This is a genomic window from Bacillus sp. Marseille-P3661 (assembly GCF_900240995.1).
Lineage (GTDB): Bacteria > Bacillota > Bacilli > Bacillales > Bacillaceae_J > OESV01.
In genome coordinates this window covers 1-16,474 of sequence record NZ_LT965956.1, presented here as the reverse complement: position 1 = coordinate 16,474, position 16,474 = coordinate 1, and the positions used below count along the sequence as shown (strand labels likewise).

Here is a 16,474-nt window from a genome sequence, read left to right as displayed (position 1 = left end):
ATTACTCTCCTGCTTCCAATAGAATAATATCTTCTGCATTCCAGTTAATCCAGAATGTATCACCCGGTTTAGGAAGCGCATTGAACACTGGGTCCGGTGTATGGATCGTTAGTTCGCCCTTATCAAGTACAACATTAAGACGTAGTGCATTCCCTATGTAACTGATTTCTTTTAATGTAACTTGAGCAGCATTTACTGATCGTTCGATTGGTGTAAAAGATATATGGATTCTTTCCGGACGCAGCATGAACAATCCCTTTTGAACAGAATGTGACTTAACCTCTATTTGAAGAGGTTGGTTTCCTTCCGTCTCATATTCTACTGTTTCATATTTGTTTGTTTTAATATCAGTATGACCTTCATTAACCCTTCTTGCTTCAAATAAATTCACTTGTCCAATAAATTCCGCAACGAAGCGATTGGCAGGATGGCGGTAGACCTCTAATGGACTCCCAACTTGTTGCAGGTGACCTTTTCCTAAAATTCCAATTCTATCTGAAAGACTTAATGCTTCCTCTTGATCATGTGTTACGAGAATGGTGGTAATCCCGACACGCTGTTGAATATTTCGTAGTTCAAATTGCATTTCCTTGCGAAGCTTAGCATCCAAGTTACTTAATGGCTCATCAAGCAAAAGGACAGAAGGCTGGATTGCTAAAGCACGTGCAATAGCCACACGCTGTTGCTGTCCGCCACTTAACTGATGCGGTCTTCTTTGTGCAAACGAGGAAAGTTGAACAAGTGAAAGAGCTTCCGTGACTCTTTCTCGAATTTCATTACGAGGGAGCTTTTTTATTTTCAACCCGTATGCAACATTCTCAAAGACAGTTAAATGAGGAAAAAGTGCATAATTTTGAAAAACCATTCCGAGATTTCGTCGATATGGAGGTAGACTTGTGACATCCTTTCCACCAATGTATACCAATCCAGATGTAGGTTCCAAAAAACCAGAAATAATATTTAAAAGTGTCGATTTACCGCAGCCACTTGGGCCAAGAAGGGAGAAAAACTCCCCTTCTTGTACTACTAAATTAACATCCGCAAGTGCCACATTGTCATCAAAGTGGCGGCTCACATGTTCAATTTTAATACCGCCCATTATTGACCACCAAGTTCCTGCGTCCAGCGATTTGTCCAATCATTTAAGTTTGGTGTAGCTGTTTCATAATCAACCCACTTTAATTGTTGATATGCCTCTTCACCAGTTTGAACTTTATCTTTTAAGAAATCGCTATACTCAACATTTTTATTTGTCATCCCATAGAACGACTGATCAGAAAATTCCTTTTGTACTTCAGGGCTGATTAAATGGTTTAACAATTTATATGCATTGGCTTCATTTGGACTACCTTTTGTGACAGCCCAACTAGCAGCTGCAGCTACAGCACCTTCCTCTGGATACACAAAACCTAAATCAAGGCCAGATTCCTGGAGTGCGAACACACGTCCATCCCAAAACGGTACAATCCAAGCTTCTCCACGTTCAAGTAATGTTTGAATGGTTCCTGGATTATCAGGGTACGCTACAACGCTACTCTTTAATTCATTTAACTTAGCAAAAGCCGCATCAACATCTTCAGGATTACTTTCTTCCCCACCTAAAGCATTAATAAGACCTGAGAAAAATTGTAGACCTGCAGAATAACTTGGTGACGAAATAGCAACATGTCCTTTGTAGTCTTCATTCCATAAATCTAACCACTTAGTTGGTTCCACAGAAACAAGATCCTTACGATAAGCAAGACCAAGTTGGCCCATGCTAAACCCTGCAGCATATTGTTTGCCATCAAAAGTTAGTTTGTCTTGGACAGAAGAATAAAGATCAGCTAAGTTTGGTACTTTTTCTTCGTCAAGCGGAACGAATAAATCCGCAGCAACCCCGCGTTGAATGGTATCTGGTTGTAAAATCAATAAATCATATTGAGGGTTATTTCCGTTTGAGGCACGTAGTTTTGTGAACCATTCGGCATCAGCCCCTGCTACAACCTCAACATTAATTCCTGTTTCTTCTTGGAATTTATCAATGCTTGGACGGATTTGCTTTTCCCAGTTACCTCCGTATACTCCAATAATAACTTCATTAGTTTCTGGCAATTCTGCATTTTTTTCATTCGCAGTTTCAGGTTCTGCTTCATTTCCTGCGCCCCCGCATGCTGCCAGTAATAATACCATTACAAGCGATAGGATAAAGGATATTGATAATTTTTTCTTTTTCATTAGGTTCACCTCTGGATATTATTTAGTTTGTTAATTTAAAAAACCATTCCTCTACTAATGCTTTGTCAATTTGTTGATTACTTTCAGCAAATTGCTTATGAATTAAATGCTTATAGTGTGAACGTTGATTGGCTGGAAGCTGCAAAAGCAATTTTGCCAAGGTTGTACTTGCTTCCGCCGACCATGTTGCTTCATAGTTTTCTCTTGCCAAACCAAAATCCCAATCTGATCGTTTTTCTTTGGACTTTTCATTTCGAAACATTTCTGTTTCATTTTTATCAATTTCATACACTCCGGGCGAACCTTCAGTTATAACCACTCCATACTGTTCTCTTGCAAGATGAATGCTTAATAAATCTGATTCAACTTCCTCCAGTACAAGTTCTACATCGCGATCAAGCGGATTTCCCCATCCTCCTCCACCAGGAGATGTAATGCTAATAACCTGACCTTTTTCTGGTCGCAAAATTTCAATTTTAGGCAGTTCCTTGACCAGTTCTGTATCCGGATTAAGTCTTACGTTACCAAGTGAACCTGCTTGTCCGCCAGCAAGCCCCCATGGTTGAAAGCGAAGTCTTTCCATGCCGCGTGCAGTTACAATGGATTCAGGTTTTACAATTTGAAAATCTAGCTGAATCGCATGTCCACCTCGATGGAAACCTGCTCCTGCTGTATCTTGTTTAATCTCATATTTTTTCACAAAAATATCAATATGCTGCTCAAGACTTTCTATTGGTGTATTTTTCAAAAATCCCGAAGCGTGATCGATGCCATCGACACCATCCATGTCAAACTGACCGCCACCGCCACCGCCCATTGGTTCGACGACCGCTATTTTTCGTGAGCCGGTTGATTCGTCAGGTGTTGATAAAACAACGATTGCGGATTGTCCAGCACCAGCAGCAGGAACCATTTCAGGTAAAGCTTTCGCAAGTGCTCCGAGAATAACATTGTACATTCTCATTGTAATCGAATGACGGATTCCGACAGCAGCCGGGTATTCAGGATTAACTAATGTTCCTTTTGGAGCAATTACTTCTATCGGCCTTGTCAGTCCACCGTTTACCGGAATAAAAGGATCGGTACTTATAATATAGTTGATTAGCCCTTGATATAAGAAGGAATGCCTGCTTCCATTTGTCACAAGATTAAAAGCTGTTTCCACTTGCGGGTCGCAATCAGAAAAATCTAATGTTATTTTACGATCTTTAATGGTGACATTTACAGCAAGACGGATTGGAACGTCGGATATCATATCATCATCCAAATAGTCAGCAAAAGAGTATGTACCATCCGGAATATCCCTGATAATATTACCGGCCCTCATTTCAGCTTGTTCAAGCAAATCAGTCATACCATTTTTTACTGTATCCGTACCAAACTTTTGCACCATATCAAGCAAGCGAGTCTCTGCAGTATTGACTGCAGCAATCATCGCATTGATATCCCCGTAATTTAGATGAGGAACGCGGCTATTTGCATTTAAAAATGCAATGACCTCTTTGTTTTCCTTGCCACCCTTATAAATCTTTACTGGAGGGATACGCAGCCCTTCTTGATGGATATCGGTTGCCGTCGGTGAAATACTAGCTGGAACAAGTCCGCCTACATCACTAACATGGACAAATGCCCATGCATAACTGATAATTTCTCCATCCTTGAAAATGGGTTTAAAAACATGAACGTCCGGCAAATGTGTTGCTAAGCCGTCGGTTGTATACGGATCATTTGTAATTACAATGTCACCTGGCTCAAACGGACCACTTTCTTCGATTGCACGCTTTAGACTCAGACCTAAAAAAATAGTGACGCCAACGGTTTTGGGATAAACATAAAATTCTCCCTCTGGAGTAGCTAAAGCCGTTGCAAAATCTGCTGATTCTTTTACAAAAGTTGTAAAGGAAGTTCGTTCAATAACATGCCCCATTCCTGAAGCAATTGCATTAAAGTAACTTCTTATTATCTCTAATTGTGCGGGATCTGTGCGCATTATTGTTCACTCTCCATTCGCGAGATGATTAAGTTGCCTGCAGCATCTATTTTCCCAAACCATTCTGGCAATATCACAACAGTAGTATCATCCTGCTCTACAATTGCAGGTCCTAATACACACTGACCGTGTTTTAAGTCTGCACGTGAATAAATGCTAGCATTAAATTCTTTCCCTCTCAAAACTATTTTTCTAGTCGATAAAATAGCCGGGTTAATATCCTTCGCTTTTGCCATCGTTTTCAACTCAGGTTTCGGTGTATGACCGATGATACGGACACGTAAATTAATAATTTCAATACTTGATGTTGGATCACTATGCCCATATTGGCGTTGATGAACCTGATGAAATGCATTTTTAATTTCATGGAAATCCTGCTGTTCCAACCATGAAATTGACATTGGAAGTTCGATTTCAAAGGCTTGTCCTTTGTATCTCGCATCCACTGAATATAAAAGAGAAGTACTTTCTAATATCGAAAGCTCCTGTTGTCTAATCCATTGTTCTGCTTCCGTTGAGAGACTATCGAATTCTACTTTTAATTGATCCGGTGTAAAAATTTCAAGTAAACCTTGTCTGGACGTAACAGCATCATAAATGAAATCTGAAGTTAACGATCCTAAGGCACTTAAGGTACCTGGACTTGGCGGAATGAGTACATTTTTCGCCTGGATTTCTTCAGCTAGGAAATTTGCTATTACAGGACCCGCACCGCCAAATGCTAGGAAACTAAATTCACGAGGGTCAAAGCCCTGCTGCTCCATCACACTGCTAAGCTCTGTGTACATATTTGCCACTGCAACTTGGATAATTCTGTCCGCTGCATCCTCAATTCCTGAATTTAAATGCTCTGCAATCGGCTGAAGTGCTTTCTCGGATTTTTCTTTGTACAGAGGGAGATTTCCGGCTGCAAATCTCTCAGGGTTCAAGTATTGACAAACAAGAAATGCATCTGTTAATGCGGCTTGCTCGCCGATACCGTAACATGCTGGGCCAGGATTTGACCCTACAGACTCAGGACCTATCTTTAACATTCCCCCATTATCAATCCAAGCAACAGAGCCACCTCCTGCACCTATAGAATAGATAGCAACAGAAGGAAGCATAATTGGGATGCCCGCAAGTTCATTCGTTTGTGTAAATGTTGCCTTCCCCTTTTCAATTATAGAAATATCAGCACTCGTACCGCCGACATCAAAAGTTATAACGTTCTCAATCGCAGCAGATTCTGCAGCTCTGATTGACCCGATTACCCCTGCAGCAGGACCTGAAAATAACGTGCGAACAGGCGCAGCTGCGGCTGTTTCAATATCCATTAATCCCCCATTAGACTGCGTAATAAATGGGGTTGTTTGTATTCCTTCTGCATTTAGTCTTTCTTTCAATGTCTCAAAATACTTCTTCACATTAGGCTGGATGTAAAGATTAGCCGCAGCCATAACAGTACGTTCAAACTCACGCATTTGCGCCCAAAGCTCCGAAGACATAATGACATCTAACTGCGGTGCCTTTTCCTTTATCCGCTCTACAGCCAATTTCTCGTGGATTGGATTCTTATAACTGTGCAGAAACGAAACGACAATACCCTCTATTCCTTCTGAAACAGCTCGCTTAACCGCGTTATCAATGTATGTAAGATCCAAAGGACAGTGTTCTGTTCCATCATGCATCATTCTTTCTTTAATTGGAAAAACGTATTTCCTTGGGATTAAAGGCTCCGGTAACCGTGATCGAAAATCATAAGGAATCGGCAGCCGTAGTCTTTGTAAGGATAAAATATCCCTAAATCCTTCAGTTACAAACAAAGCAATCTTTGCGCCTTTTCGTTGAAGTAATGTATTTAGTCCAATGGTCATTCCATGAACAAAGTATGTAATATCCGATGATTTAAAACCGTCTTTGCTTAAAAGAGCTAATCCATTTGAAATTCCTTGTGCCGGATCATGGGGTACAGTTGGAGTTTTATAACTAAAAATTTCTCCTGTTTCTGGGTTCAATAATGATAAATCAGTAAAAGTGCCGCCAATATCTATTCCTAACCGGTATTGGTTGTTACTCACTGTAGTTTGCTCCTAACCTTTTTTTATTTTTATTACATTCTGAATTTTGAACGTAATTTATTATACTATAATTATAGGAATAATCAATTTAATGTTTTCATTTATCTGATGTTGCATTAGCTGACCTCTACCATGCATTCATCTCAGTATTCCAACAATACCTCTCAATTTAAACCCATCGGATAATAAACCGATGTCCTAGTCCTACCATCACATATAAAAAAGATCAATCCCCCACCGAAGTAAAGCTTTACTCCAGCGGAGGACTGACCCCTTATGTTGTCCTTTATGTTGCCAGTGCCCCAACTTTCCATTCTTCTAGCTTTATCAAACCTCTTTTTTGGTGCAATTGCTTTTTTGCGATTCGAATTCCTTCTTCTACAGATGAGGTGATACCGAAATAATAATAACGGATTCCAGCGTTTAACAAAACTTGTTTATAATAATATGGATACGCTTTGTCTCCTTCTCCTTTTAAGATAGTCATTATGATGTAACATTGGTCCTTAAGCGTTAAGGTGCCTTCCTGCTTTTCCTCCATTAACCCGTAATCCTCTGGGTTGATCAGATAGGAATTTAAAGAATCCTTTGTCCAAACATAGATAAAGCTGTTACGATGAACAGGGACATCTTCTGAACCTTCTTCACCCTGCACCACGACGACCTTTTCATAGCCTAGCCCCTCAAAGGTTGGGATCATTTTATTAATTGCCGTCCGATGAAAGGCTCCCAGCATGAGTAATTGAGCTCCTGATAAATTTAATAGTTTTTCAGCTGTGTTCAAAATGGTTCGTACACCGATTTCTTCACGGATTCGTCTCATTTGCTGCAGTGGATTACATAATTGTTCAGAATGAGCAAATCCTATCTTCCGCACCTTTACATCTTCAGAAATGGCAGGCCCACTTTTTCCTACTTCTATTCCTAACTCATTAATAATATCTTTGATCGACGTCCCGTATTTAGGCGGTAGAGAATCACTTGCGTGCATGAAAACGGAGATTCCATAGTCTGCAAGCAAGAGTGAGACAGGAATGGTGGCGGCAAATGTGTTTCTTCCTGTATATGGCCCAGCAAAATCAATCTGAATGCAATTCAGCCCTTTTATCACTTCACATTTTTCTTGAAAAGCCTGAACGAATGCTAGTAATTCTTGCGGTGATTCTGTCTTAATTCGCTCAGCGATGAAGAACGCTGCAAGTTGTGCATCTGTTGCTTTTCCACCTGCAATAAAGCGAGCGGCTTCTAAGGCTTCTTCATAGGAAAGATCTTTAGCTCCCCTTTTACCTCTTGCAATTTCTTTTAGCCAATGCTGCATACTTTTTCCTCCTCCCCTAAAAGCTCCCACACTCGTTCCCTTATAATGTCACTCAAGTTTGGGTGGTAGCCGAGATAGTCACATAGAACAATCTCCTTATCTATTAACATCGTGACCTCTTTTACTGCTTTTTGCATACGATTCATGAGCAGTCCTGTAAATAATACATAAGGAAGGACAACCACTTGCCCACTTTTCTTAATGGTTTGCTCTAAGGCAATTTCAAATGCTGGATCAACTGCTGCAAGGTAACAACAGGTGATGGAATTCACGTCGATTTTTTCTTGTAAAAGTGTTGCAATCCTTTCCATATCGTTCTTCGAATCTGAATCCGTGCTGCCTCTCCCCACCAATAGAACATCCATTTCCTTCGAATTTTTTTTCTTTTCTATTATTCTTTCTATTAAAATTTCAATAATCTTTTCATGGACCCCAAAAGGACGTCCATACATAATTTCAACCTCTGGATACAACTCTCGCAACCTTTCAATCTCTTCAGGGATATCTTTTTTCGCATGTGCAGCTGTTAATAACAAAATCGGAACAACAGCTATTCTTGTCGCACCTCTTTTCACACAACTATCTATTCCTTGCTTCATTGAAGGGGCTGCAAGTTCTAGAAAGCAGTGCTCTTGTATCGGTATAGAGATTATTTCCATACACTTTTTAACAAACTGAATAGAGAACTCGGTCGCCTTTTTCATTCGACTGCCATGAAAGACATATAAAACACCATCCATGCAGCTTCCCTCCTTATAACGAACTTACTTTCACAGCGCTCACCTTAAATTCAGGCATCCTGCATAGGGGATCAAGTGCTGGATTTGTCACCCGATTGACACTTTGGATGTCCCCCCAATGAAAGGAGGTGAAAAGGGTATCCCGTCTGATGGACTCCTTAAAGGCAGCACGTACGACCATATTGCCTCTTTTGGATTGCACTTGTACAAGAGATTTATCAGCGATTCCATACTTTTGGGCTGTTTCAGGATGGATTTCTAATAACGGCTCTGGACATAAAGAAAATAGCTTACTGCTTTTCCTTGTTTGTACGCCCGTTAAGTAATGATGTAACACTCTGCCCGTTGTTAAGAACAGCGGAAATTCTTCATCAATGGTTTCATTCGGCTTTTGGATGGGAACTGTTGATATAGTTGCTTTCCAATCTCTATGTGCAAAATGATGCCCAAATAATCGCTCCGTCCCCGGATGTGTTTCCTCTGGACATGGCCAATGAATGCCGTTCCCTTCCTTTAAACGAGCATACGTAATGCCATAATAATCGGCGATTCCGCCTTTACTAGCTTTTCGTAATTCCTCAAAAATTTCTTCCGGTGATGAATAAGAGAAATACTGACCACTTCCTAATGTGTCGGCTATGTCACAAAGTATTTCCCAATCATGTTTCGTCTCCCCTGGTTTTTCCCGTTCCCCTTCGCGTAGGACGACTCTCCCTTCTAAATTGGTGATGGTTCCCGTATCTTCGAGATAAGAGGACGTTGGTAAAATAAGATCGGCCATTCGAGCAGTTTCTGAAATATACATATCCACCACCACGAGAAAATCGAGCTTTTTCAAGGCCTTTTCAACCAAGATAGCATTTGGATTTGAAACGACCGGATTGGAGGCCATGAGAAACAAACCTTTAATCTCCTGTTCGTTGATTTTTTCCATCATTTCATAGGCGGATACACCTTTTCTCGGTAACTCGGATTCCTCGATTCCCCAGACACTAGCTATATACTCCCGATGCTCCTTGTTTTCTATCAATCGATATCCAGGAAGCTGGTCAGCTTTTTGTCCGTGTTCCCTTCCTCCTTGCCCGTTCGCTTGACCTGTAACGGCTCCGTATCCACAGCCCGGCTTTCCAATTTTCCCGGTAACAAGAGTTAAATTGATATAACTTTTTACAGTTTCTACACCTGTGGAATGCTGCTCGACCCCTCGTGCTGTCAATACAATTGCCGAATTCGCTTTCCCAAACTTTTCTGCCGCTAACTCCATGTCTCCCGTCGTCACATTCGTGATTGATTCCAGCTCTTCAAACTTCAAGCACTCTAAAAAATCCTTTAGCTCTTCATAACCATTTGTACGATTCTGAACGAATTCTTGATCCACAAAGCCTCTTTCCAATATGAATTTCAAAATTCCATTCACTAAATTCGCATCCATGCCCGGTTTCACCTTGATATGTAAGTCTGCAAGTTTCGTAGTCGCAGTTTCTCTTGGATCGATCGCAATGATATAGCAACCATTCTTTTTAGCTTTACGAATATAGGGCATTAAGGTAGGCTGACACTCGGCAATGTTGGTCCCCGCTAAAATTAGACATTCAGTTTCTTGTATATCGGAAAGCTTCATCGTTAAACCGCGGTCTATTCCGAAAGCAATATTTCCAGCCGCAGCAGCAGAGGACATACAGAATCGGCCATTGTAATCAATATATTTCGTCTTTAATGCCACTCGCGCAAACTTTCCAAGCAAATAACTTTCCTCGTTGGTTAACGAACCGCCGCCGTAAACCCCGATGCCATCATTTCCACTTTCAAGCTGTATTTGATGAAATTTCTCTTTAATATAGTCTAAAGCTAAGCACCAAGATACACGAACAAACTCCCCATCCACTTTTAACATGGGATAAAGAACGCGATCTTTATGAAAAACATGCTGATGTGCATGCATGCCTTTGATACATAAGCGCCCTTCTGAAGTAGGGTCCTCTTTATTAGGATTTACCTTAAATTGCTTACGGCTGACAATCCTTTCTTCAATAACCTCCTTCGAGCATTGGACACTGCAATACGGGCACCTGGCCTGATAAATTTCTTCCTTTTGTAATTCTTTATATTTAGACAGAAAATGTTGCAGTAAATCGGACACTACTTATCAACTCACCTTCTAGCTAACACTTGTCAAGAACTCATAAACACAATGGGAACAACATGATGAAAGTTGTTCCCATCTTTCCTTTACAACGAAACAGCATTACCTTCCATCGATTCAAATGACTGAAGTTTTTCTCTAAACTTCACGACCTCTCCGATCACAATCATGGATGGATTTTCAATCTCTTTCTTATTTGCGATATCTACAATGGTTTGTAAAGTCCCTGTAATGGTCTGCTGATTTTTCGTCGTTCCTTGGTGAATAATCGCGACCGGTGTATGGGGTGCTTTTTTATATTTCAAAAGCTGACTAACAATGTAAGGAAGATTGCCAACTCCCATATAGATGGCTAAAGTATCGATACCATTGGCAAGACTCTTCCAATCTGTTCTATCTTCTGCCCCTTGTTTTCTGTGACCTGTCAAGATGGCGAAGGTGGAGCCCAAATCTCGATGTGTTACAGGTATTCCCGCATAAGCAGGCGCCGCAATCCCAGATGTAATTCCAGGGACCACCTCAAATTCGACTCCATTTCGTACCAGTGCTTCCGCTTCTTCTCCACCTCTTCCGAAGACAAATGGGTCACCGCCTTTCAAACGGGTAACAATTTTCCCGCTCTTGGCATAGCGCACTAGCAATCTATTAATGGTCTCCTGTTTCATTGGATGGTGATTGGGCATTTTTCCGCAGTATATTAAATCTGCATAAGGTTTTGCTTCATCTAATAATTCGGTGTTAACTAATCTGTCGTATAAAATGACCTCTGCTTGCTGAATACATTTTAAACCCTTTACTGTAATTAAATCTTTGTCACCTGGCCCCGCTCCAACGATATAAACCTTCCCCATGTTGACTTCCTCCCTTGTCATCTTAAATCATTATAAAAACGTCCCCATTTTCAATTTCCACCTGATAGGTATTGACACAGCCTGTATCTGGTTCTTGAACTTTTCCGTCCGTCATACAAATCTTCCAGTCATGCATAGGGCAAAACACATGCTCTCCACTGACCATTCCCTCTGCGAGAACTCCGCCTCGATGCGGGCATTTATTTTCAATCGCACGAACTTTGTTATTTGCTAAGCGAAAAACTGCAATATTGTGACTTCCAATTCGAATGGTTTTCCCTATCTCTTTTGGCAATTCAATTAAAGTGCCCACCTTTACCCGTTGCAGCGTTTGTTCCATGGTGTTTCCTCCTTTTTTATTTTGATGTAACTGGTACCTTGACACTTTGATAGAGTTCCTTTTGAATCTCTTCACTCTCAACGGCTTCTTTCCAAGGATCCCTTAAAACGGATAGAGCTTCATCTAATCTATTGTTTAACGAATCACGATTCTGCTTATCATGTAGGACAGATTTTATATGATCAAGTCCCATTCGTTCTAGCCATTTTGATGTACGCTCCAAATAATGAGCTGTTTCCCGGTAATACTGTAGATAGGCACCCGAAAATTCGATGACCTCTTCATCTGTCTTTACCTTGCACAAAAGATCGGCTGCACGTAGATGTGTGCCTCCGTTTCCGCCAACGTAGATCTCCCATGCTCCCTCTACACCAATCACCCCTACATCCTTCACTCCGGATTCAGCACAGCTCCTAGGACATGCGGATACACCCATTTTCACTTTGTGCGGAGTACTTAAACGCTCAAGTTTCTTTTCTAGTTGAATCCCCAAGCCCATAGAATCCTGTGTACCGAATCGGCAGAATCTTTCACCAACACATGTTTTTACCGTACGAAGTGTTTTTCCATATGCATAGCCTGAAGGCATATCAAGCTCTGCCCACATTTTAGGAAGGTCCTCCTTCTGCACACCGAATAAGTCAATCCTTTGTCCGCCTGTTACTTTAATTAATGGTACCTGATATTTTTCGGCTACATCGGCAATTTTTCGCAATTGTTCAACGCTCGTCACGCCACCATACATTCTCGGAACCACTGAAAACGTTCCGTCTTTTTGAATATTGGCATGCATTCTTTCATTGACAAAACGCGACTCCTTTTCGTCTTTATAATCTTTAGGTTGAATCATCCCTAGATAATAATTCAAGGCTGGCTTACACTTCGAACAGCCTTCAGGAGTCTTCCAACCAAGGACGTTCATCACTTCCCGTGTATGTGTAAGTCCTTTTGCACGAATTTCCTCGACCACTTCATCTCTTGATAACGTCGTGCAGCTACAGATTGGCTCTTGTTCATTTACGTTATAGTTGTCGCCTAATGTAAGTTCAAGGAGGTCTGACACCAAGGATTTACAACCTCCACATGATCTGGACGCGTTTGTACATCCCTTCACTTCCTCAATCGTCGACAACCCATTGTTCTGGATCGCTTGGACAATCGTCCCTTTGGTTACGCCATTACAACCACAAATGATTTCATCATCTGCCATAGAAGCTACAAGACTTCCAGCTGTCGTTTCCGTTCCTTCCAAATCCATGTACTCAGACACATCAGCTCCCTTATTTATAAGGCTGAGTAATTTATTCCCTTCACTTGTGTTACCGAAAAGGACAGCTCCGACAATTTTGCCGTCTTCAATCAAGACTTTTTTATAGGTTCCTTTATAATCGTCATACATCATAATGGATTTTGTATCCTCATTCTCGGTGATTCTTCCTGCTGAGAACACATCCACACCAGATACCTTTAATTGTGTGGAAACGATAGAACCATGGTAGCCTTCAGTTTCTTCCTTACATAGTTGCTTGGCTAAAACTTTTCCTTGCTCATATAATGGAGCAACTAATCCATACACGATGCCATGGTGTTCTGCACACTCACCGACTGCATAGATATTAGGAATCTCTGTTTCTAAACAATCATTTACTAGAATGCCTCGGTTTACTGGGATTCCGCTTTCTTTTGCTAGTGCGACATTTGGTTTAATCCCAACGGCCATGACAACTAAATCTGCTTTCAGTTTGGTTCCATCGCCAAATCGTAATCCTTCAGCTCGCTTTTTCCCTATAATTTGGACCGTTTGTTTTTTTAGTAAAAAATTCATTCCCTGTTTTTCGAGTTCCTTTTGTAGCAATCTGCCTGCTGTTTGATCCAATTGCCTTTCCATTAAGCAATCACTAATATGGATCACATCTACTTCCATTCCTAGATTAAGTAAGCCTCTTGCAGCCTCTAGACCTAATAACCCACCACCAATTACAGCCGCTTTTTTATACTTCGTCGAGTACTCAATCATCGTTTCGCAATCCTTAATATCACGAAACGCTGTTACTCCCTCCAAATCAGCACCAGGAAGAGGCAGCATGAACGGAAGTGAACCTGTAGCAATGATTAATTTGTCGTATTGAATTGCTCTTTTATCCGAATAGACCACTTGCGATTCTTTATCAATTCGAATAATAGATTCGCCGGAGAACAGCTTTATATGATTCTCTCTATACCAATCCCAATCATTAATGGTGATATCTTTAATTTCCGTATCTCCTTGTAATACTTTAGAAAGCTGTATTCTATTATAATTTGGATGTGGTTCATTCCCGAAAATGGTGATCTCAAATTGATTTGGATCCACTTTCAAGATTTCTTCTATCGTTCGAACACCGGCCATCCCATTTCCAATTAGTATCAATTTCTGCTTGACCATGAAATTCTCCTCACTTTCTTTTTTCAAATAAACCATTTGTATATAGGTGTATGTTATGGTAATTATTTTGGCAGCTCAAGCATGTTGTTAGATTTCCTTGCATACTTTTTCAAAATAAACCTATTAATGACATTTAAATTATCATAATCATGTCACCTATTGTTACATACAACAAAAGATGGTTGCCTGTCCAAAAATATAATTGAAAAAGAAGTTGTATAAACAACTCCTTTTTATAATGCCTTCACTTCTTTCCGTTCTCTTGTTAACAAAGCAGCGTCAGCTTCCGCTTGTTCCTTTCGCTCCACTTCGGTTAAATAGTAGTCTTCGCTAAATGAGTTTTTCGGTTCTTCCAATGTGAAATAGCAAAACACAAAGCTAATGAACGCACCTGAAGCAAGGATAAAGAAAAATTGCTGTGGTGTTACAAACGTTAGCAGCGTTAAATAAATGGTTGCCCCAACATTTCCATATGCCCCTGACATTCCAGCAATTTGGCCTGTCACTCGCTTCTTAATCATGGGAATCACAGCAAAAGTAGCTCCTTCAGCACCTTGAATAAACATTGATGTTAATACGGTAATGGTCACAGCTACGGCTAGCGGCCAGCTGGAATCTATCAACCCCATTAAAACTAACCCAATCGAAATGCCAAACATGTACACTAGCATTACCTTACGACGGCTCCCCATTCGATCTGAAAGAACGCCACCTAAAGGACGTGCAAATAAATTCACAAATGCAAAGGAAGATGCAATAAGACCCGCTACAGCTGGCGTTAACGAAAAAGTTAATTGAAAGAACATTGGCAGCATCGACACAATCGCCAGTTCCGCACCAAAATTAGCAAAGTACGTACTATTGAGCGCACCAACATTTTTAAACTTATATTTGTCTTCCTCTGGAACGCCTCGCTTTAAACGCGGTACATTGACTTTGATAATGTTATAGATTTGAAAAACGACAACTATTCCAATCACGGCCCAAACAAGATGAAGAACTTCCTGAGTAAGAAAGCCGAGCCCTTCTAATCTCCAGGCGCTAACTGCAAGTGCTCCGCCTAACGGGATCGTCCAAATGATGAGCTGTACAAGATCACCCCAGCTACTTATTTCAAGTGCAGCTGACTTTTTGGGTTTCACCAGCGCTTTTCCTTCAGGCGTATCCCGAACGCAAATGTAATAAATAATCCCATAGATGAAACAGAAAACGCCTGTAAACGCTAAAGCATATCTCCACCCATTTTCTCCGCCTAATATATTTAACGCAAACCAAGGTAAAAGCATGGCAGCTGCAGCAGACCCAAAATTCCCCCAACCGCCATAAATTCCTTCGGCAAATCCCACGTTTTTAGGAGGAAACCATTCGGCAACCATCCGAATTCCAATCACAAAACTTGCACCAATACTCCCTAATAACAAACGAGAAATCATTAACTGTGCCCAATTATCCCCAAAAGCAAATGTGATCGCCGGAATAGACATAACTACGAGCAAACCAGAGTACACCACTCTTGGACCATACTTATCTAGCAACGAACCGATAACAATTCGAGCAGGAATAGTTAGTACAACATTACAAATTCCTAAAGCAGCAATATGCTGAGGTGTTAACCAACCCATCTCATCCATCATCGTGGTTGCGAGCGGCGCCAAACTATACCATGCGAAAAAGGATATAAAGAAAGCAAACCAAGTAAAGTGAAGGACTTTTATTCGCTCATTTTTAAACTTAAAAAGATCAGTTACCGTCATGGGTTCCAACTCCTTTTGTTCTAAAACTAGTATTTTGGTGATCACCAATTTCATAGTGTTTACTATTACATAGTTTTTTTAGAACGTCTTCAATCATGTGAGGAAAGATAACATATCTTTTAATACAATTCTAAATATATTGTTAGATCCAATCGGAGCAATCGTAAAAAAAACGTTTTCCAGTTTCATTCGATTCAGAAATGAAAGCTGAAAAACGTCCCATGAAATAAATAGGTTAATAATAGAGTTATGAAAAAGATTTATTTATTTTCCAAATATAGCATTTCAATATAAAAACACCTCCGAAACGAAGTAACAGGTTTACTTCAGAGGTGCAAACATTGTAAACCACATAGGAAAGCGCACTTGAATTCACTTTATAATTCACAGTGCGTTTTTTATTGATTTATAAACATTTTGGCAAATTTTAATAACTTATCGTCTCCTAATTCACATAGTAAATCACAGGGTATGAAATAAATATTGGAGGGTGCTTGATTTTGAGATTGAGTATGTAGATTATAATTGAGTAACCAGAGTTATTAATAATAAGCGGAGATTTTTCGGTTAAACAGCAGGATAGAGCTTGGTTTGGGGTATATAAGCGGAGATTTTCCGATTAAGCAAAGCAAAGGT

The 16,474-nt window shown here is 40.4% G+C and carries 11 protein-coding genes; all 11 read right to left on the bottom strand.

The features are described from left to right. Window position 1: 1 nt before the first annotated feature. Window positions 2–1,099 (bottom strand): ABC transporter ATP-binding protein, encoded by a 1,098-nt coding sequence (locus tag C1724_RS19195; RefSeq protein ID WP_102348392.1) that lies wholly within the window; start codon window positions 1,097–1,099, stop codon window positions 2–4. Further along, complete coding sequence (locus C1724_RS19190; RefSeq protein WP_102348391.1) at window positions 1,099–2,217, bottom strand: ABC transporter substrate-binding protein; 1,119 nt, start codon at window positions 2,215–2,217, stop codon at window positions 1,099–1,101. The genes C1724_RS19195 and C1724_RS19190 overlap by 1 nt, the downstream gene beginning before the upstream one ends. A 22-nt stretch (window positions 2,218–2,239) precedes the next feature. Beyond that, window positions 2,240–4,207 carry a hydantoinase B/oxoprolinase family protein gene (locus tag C1724_RS19185; protein ID WP_102348390.1) on the bottom strand — a complete coding sequence of 656 codons (1,968 nt, stop codon included), beginning with the start codon at window positions 4,205–4,207 and terminating at the stop codon, window positions 2,240–2,242. Continuing rightward, on the bottom strand, window positions 4,207–6,267 hold the full coding sequence (locus tag C1724_RS19180; RefSeq protein WP_102348389.1) for a hydantoinase/oxoprolinase family protein: 2,061 nt from the start codon (window positions 6,265–6,267) through the stop codon (window positions 4,207–4,209). Before C1724_RS19180 ends, C1724_RS19185 begins: the two co-directional genes overlap by 1 nt. A gap of 286 nt (window positions 6,268–6,553) precedes the next feature. Further along, the gene (locus C1724_RS19175; protein WP_102348388.1) at window positions 6,554–7,585 is read right to left on the bottom strand and encodes an anthranilate phosphoribosyltransferase; all 1,032 of its coding nucleotides are present in this window, start codon (window positions 7,583–7,585) and stop codon (window positions 6,554–6,556) included. Further along, entirely contained in the window at window positions 7,570–8,325 is a 756-nt protein-coding gene (locus C1724_RS19170; protein ID WP_102348387.1) for a sirohydrochlorin chelatase, read from the bottom strand. Before C1724_RS19170 ends, C1724_RS19175 begins: the two co-directional genes overlap by 16 nt. Before the next feature lie 13 nt (window positions 8,326–8,338). Beyond that, window positions 8,339–10,465, bottom strand: coding sequence for an assimilatory nitrate reductase catalytic subunit NasC (nasC, locus tag C1724_RS19165; RefSeq protein ID WP_102348386.1), 2,127 nt, complete (start codon window positions 10,463–10,465; stop codon window positions 8,339–8,341). A gap of 89 nt (window positions 10,466–10,554) precedes the next feature. Further along, window positions 10,555–11,319 (bottom strand): uroporphyrinogen-III C-methyltransferase, encoded by a 765-nt coding sequence (cobA, locus tag C1724_RS19160; RefSeq protein ID WP_102348385.1) that lies wholly within the window; start codon window positions 11,317–11,319, stop codon window positions 10,555–10,557. A gap of 22 nt (window positions 11,320–11,341) precedes the next feature. Continuing rightward, window positions 11,342–11,659 carry a nitrite reductase small subunit NirD gene (gene nirD / locus C1724_RS19155; protein ID WP_102348384.1) on the bottom strand — a complete coding sequence of 106 codons (318 nt, stop codon included), beginning with the start codon at window positions 11,657–11,659 and terminating at the stop codon, window positions 11,342–11,344. A 16-nt stretch (window positions 11,660–11,675) separates the two neighbouring features. Next, entirely contained in the window at window positions 11,676–14,084 is a 2,409-nt protein-coding gene (nirB, locus tag C1724_RS19150; RefSeq protein WP_102348383.1) for a nitrite reductase large subunit NirB, read from the bottom strand. 233 nt (window positions 14,085–14,317) lie between these two features. Then, window positions 14,318–15,838: a NarK family nitrate/nitrite MFS transporter gene (locus C1724_RS19145; RefSeq protein WP_102348382.1), complete on the bottom strand. Its 1,521-nt coding sequence runs from the start codon at window positions 15,836–15,838 to the stop codon at window positions 14,318–14,320. Between the last annotated feature and the right edge of the window lie 636 nt (window positions 15,839–16,474).

What these genes read in the sequence shown, in the direction of transcription:
- C1724_RS19195 (WP_102348392.1), bottom strand. Translation starts at nt 1,099, where the DNA reads ATGGGCGGTATTAAAATTGAACATGTGAGCCGCCACTTTGATGACAAT.
- C1724_RS19190 (WP_102348391.1), bottom strand. Translation starts at nt 2,217, where the DNA reads ATGAAAAAGAAAAAATTATCAATATCCTTTATCCTATCGCTTGTAATG.
- C1724_RS19185 (WP_102348390.1), bottom strand. Translation starts at nt 4,207, where the DNA reads ATGCGCACAGATCCCGCACAATTAGAGATAATAAGAAGTTACTTTAAT.
- C1724_RS19175 (WP_102348388.1), bottom strand. Translation starts at nt 7,585, where the DNA reads ATGCAGCATTGGCTAAAAGAAATTGCAAGAGGTAAAAGGGGAGCTAAA.
- C1724_RS19170 (WP_102348387.1), bottom strand. Translation starts at nt 8,325, where the DNA reads ATGGATGGTGTTTTATATGTCTTTCATGGCAGTCGAATGAAAAAGGCG.
- cobA (WP_102348385.1), bottom strand. Translation starts at nt 11,319, where the DNA reads ATGGGGAAGGTTTATATCGTTGGAGCGGGGCCAGGTGACAAAGATTTA.
- nirD (WP_102348384.1), bottom strand. Translation starts at nt 11,659, where the DNA reads ATGGAACAAACGCTGCAACGGGTAAAGGTGGGCACTTTAATTGAATTG.
- nirB (WP_102348383.1), bottom strand. Translation starts at nt 14,084, where the DNA reads ATGGTCAAGCAGAAATTGATACTAATTGGAAATGGGATGGCCGGTGTT.
- C1724_RS19145 (WP_102348382.1), bottom strand. Translation starts at nt 15,838, where the DNA reads ATGACGGTAACTGATCTTTTTAAGTTTAAAAATGAGCGAATAAAAGTC.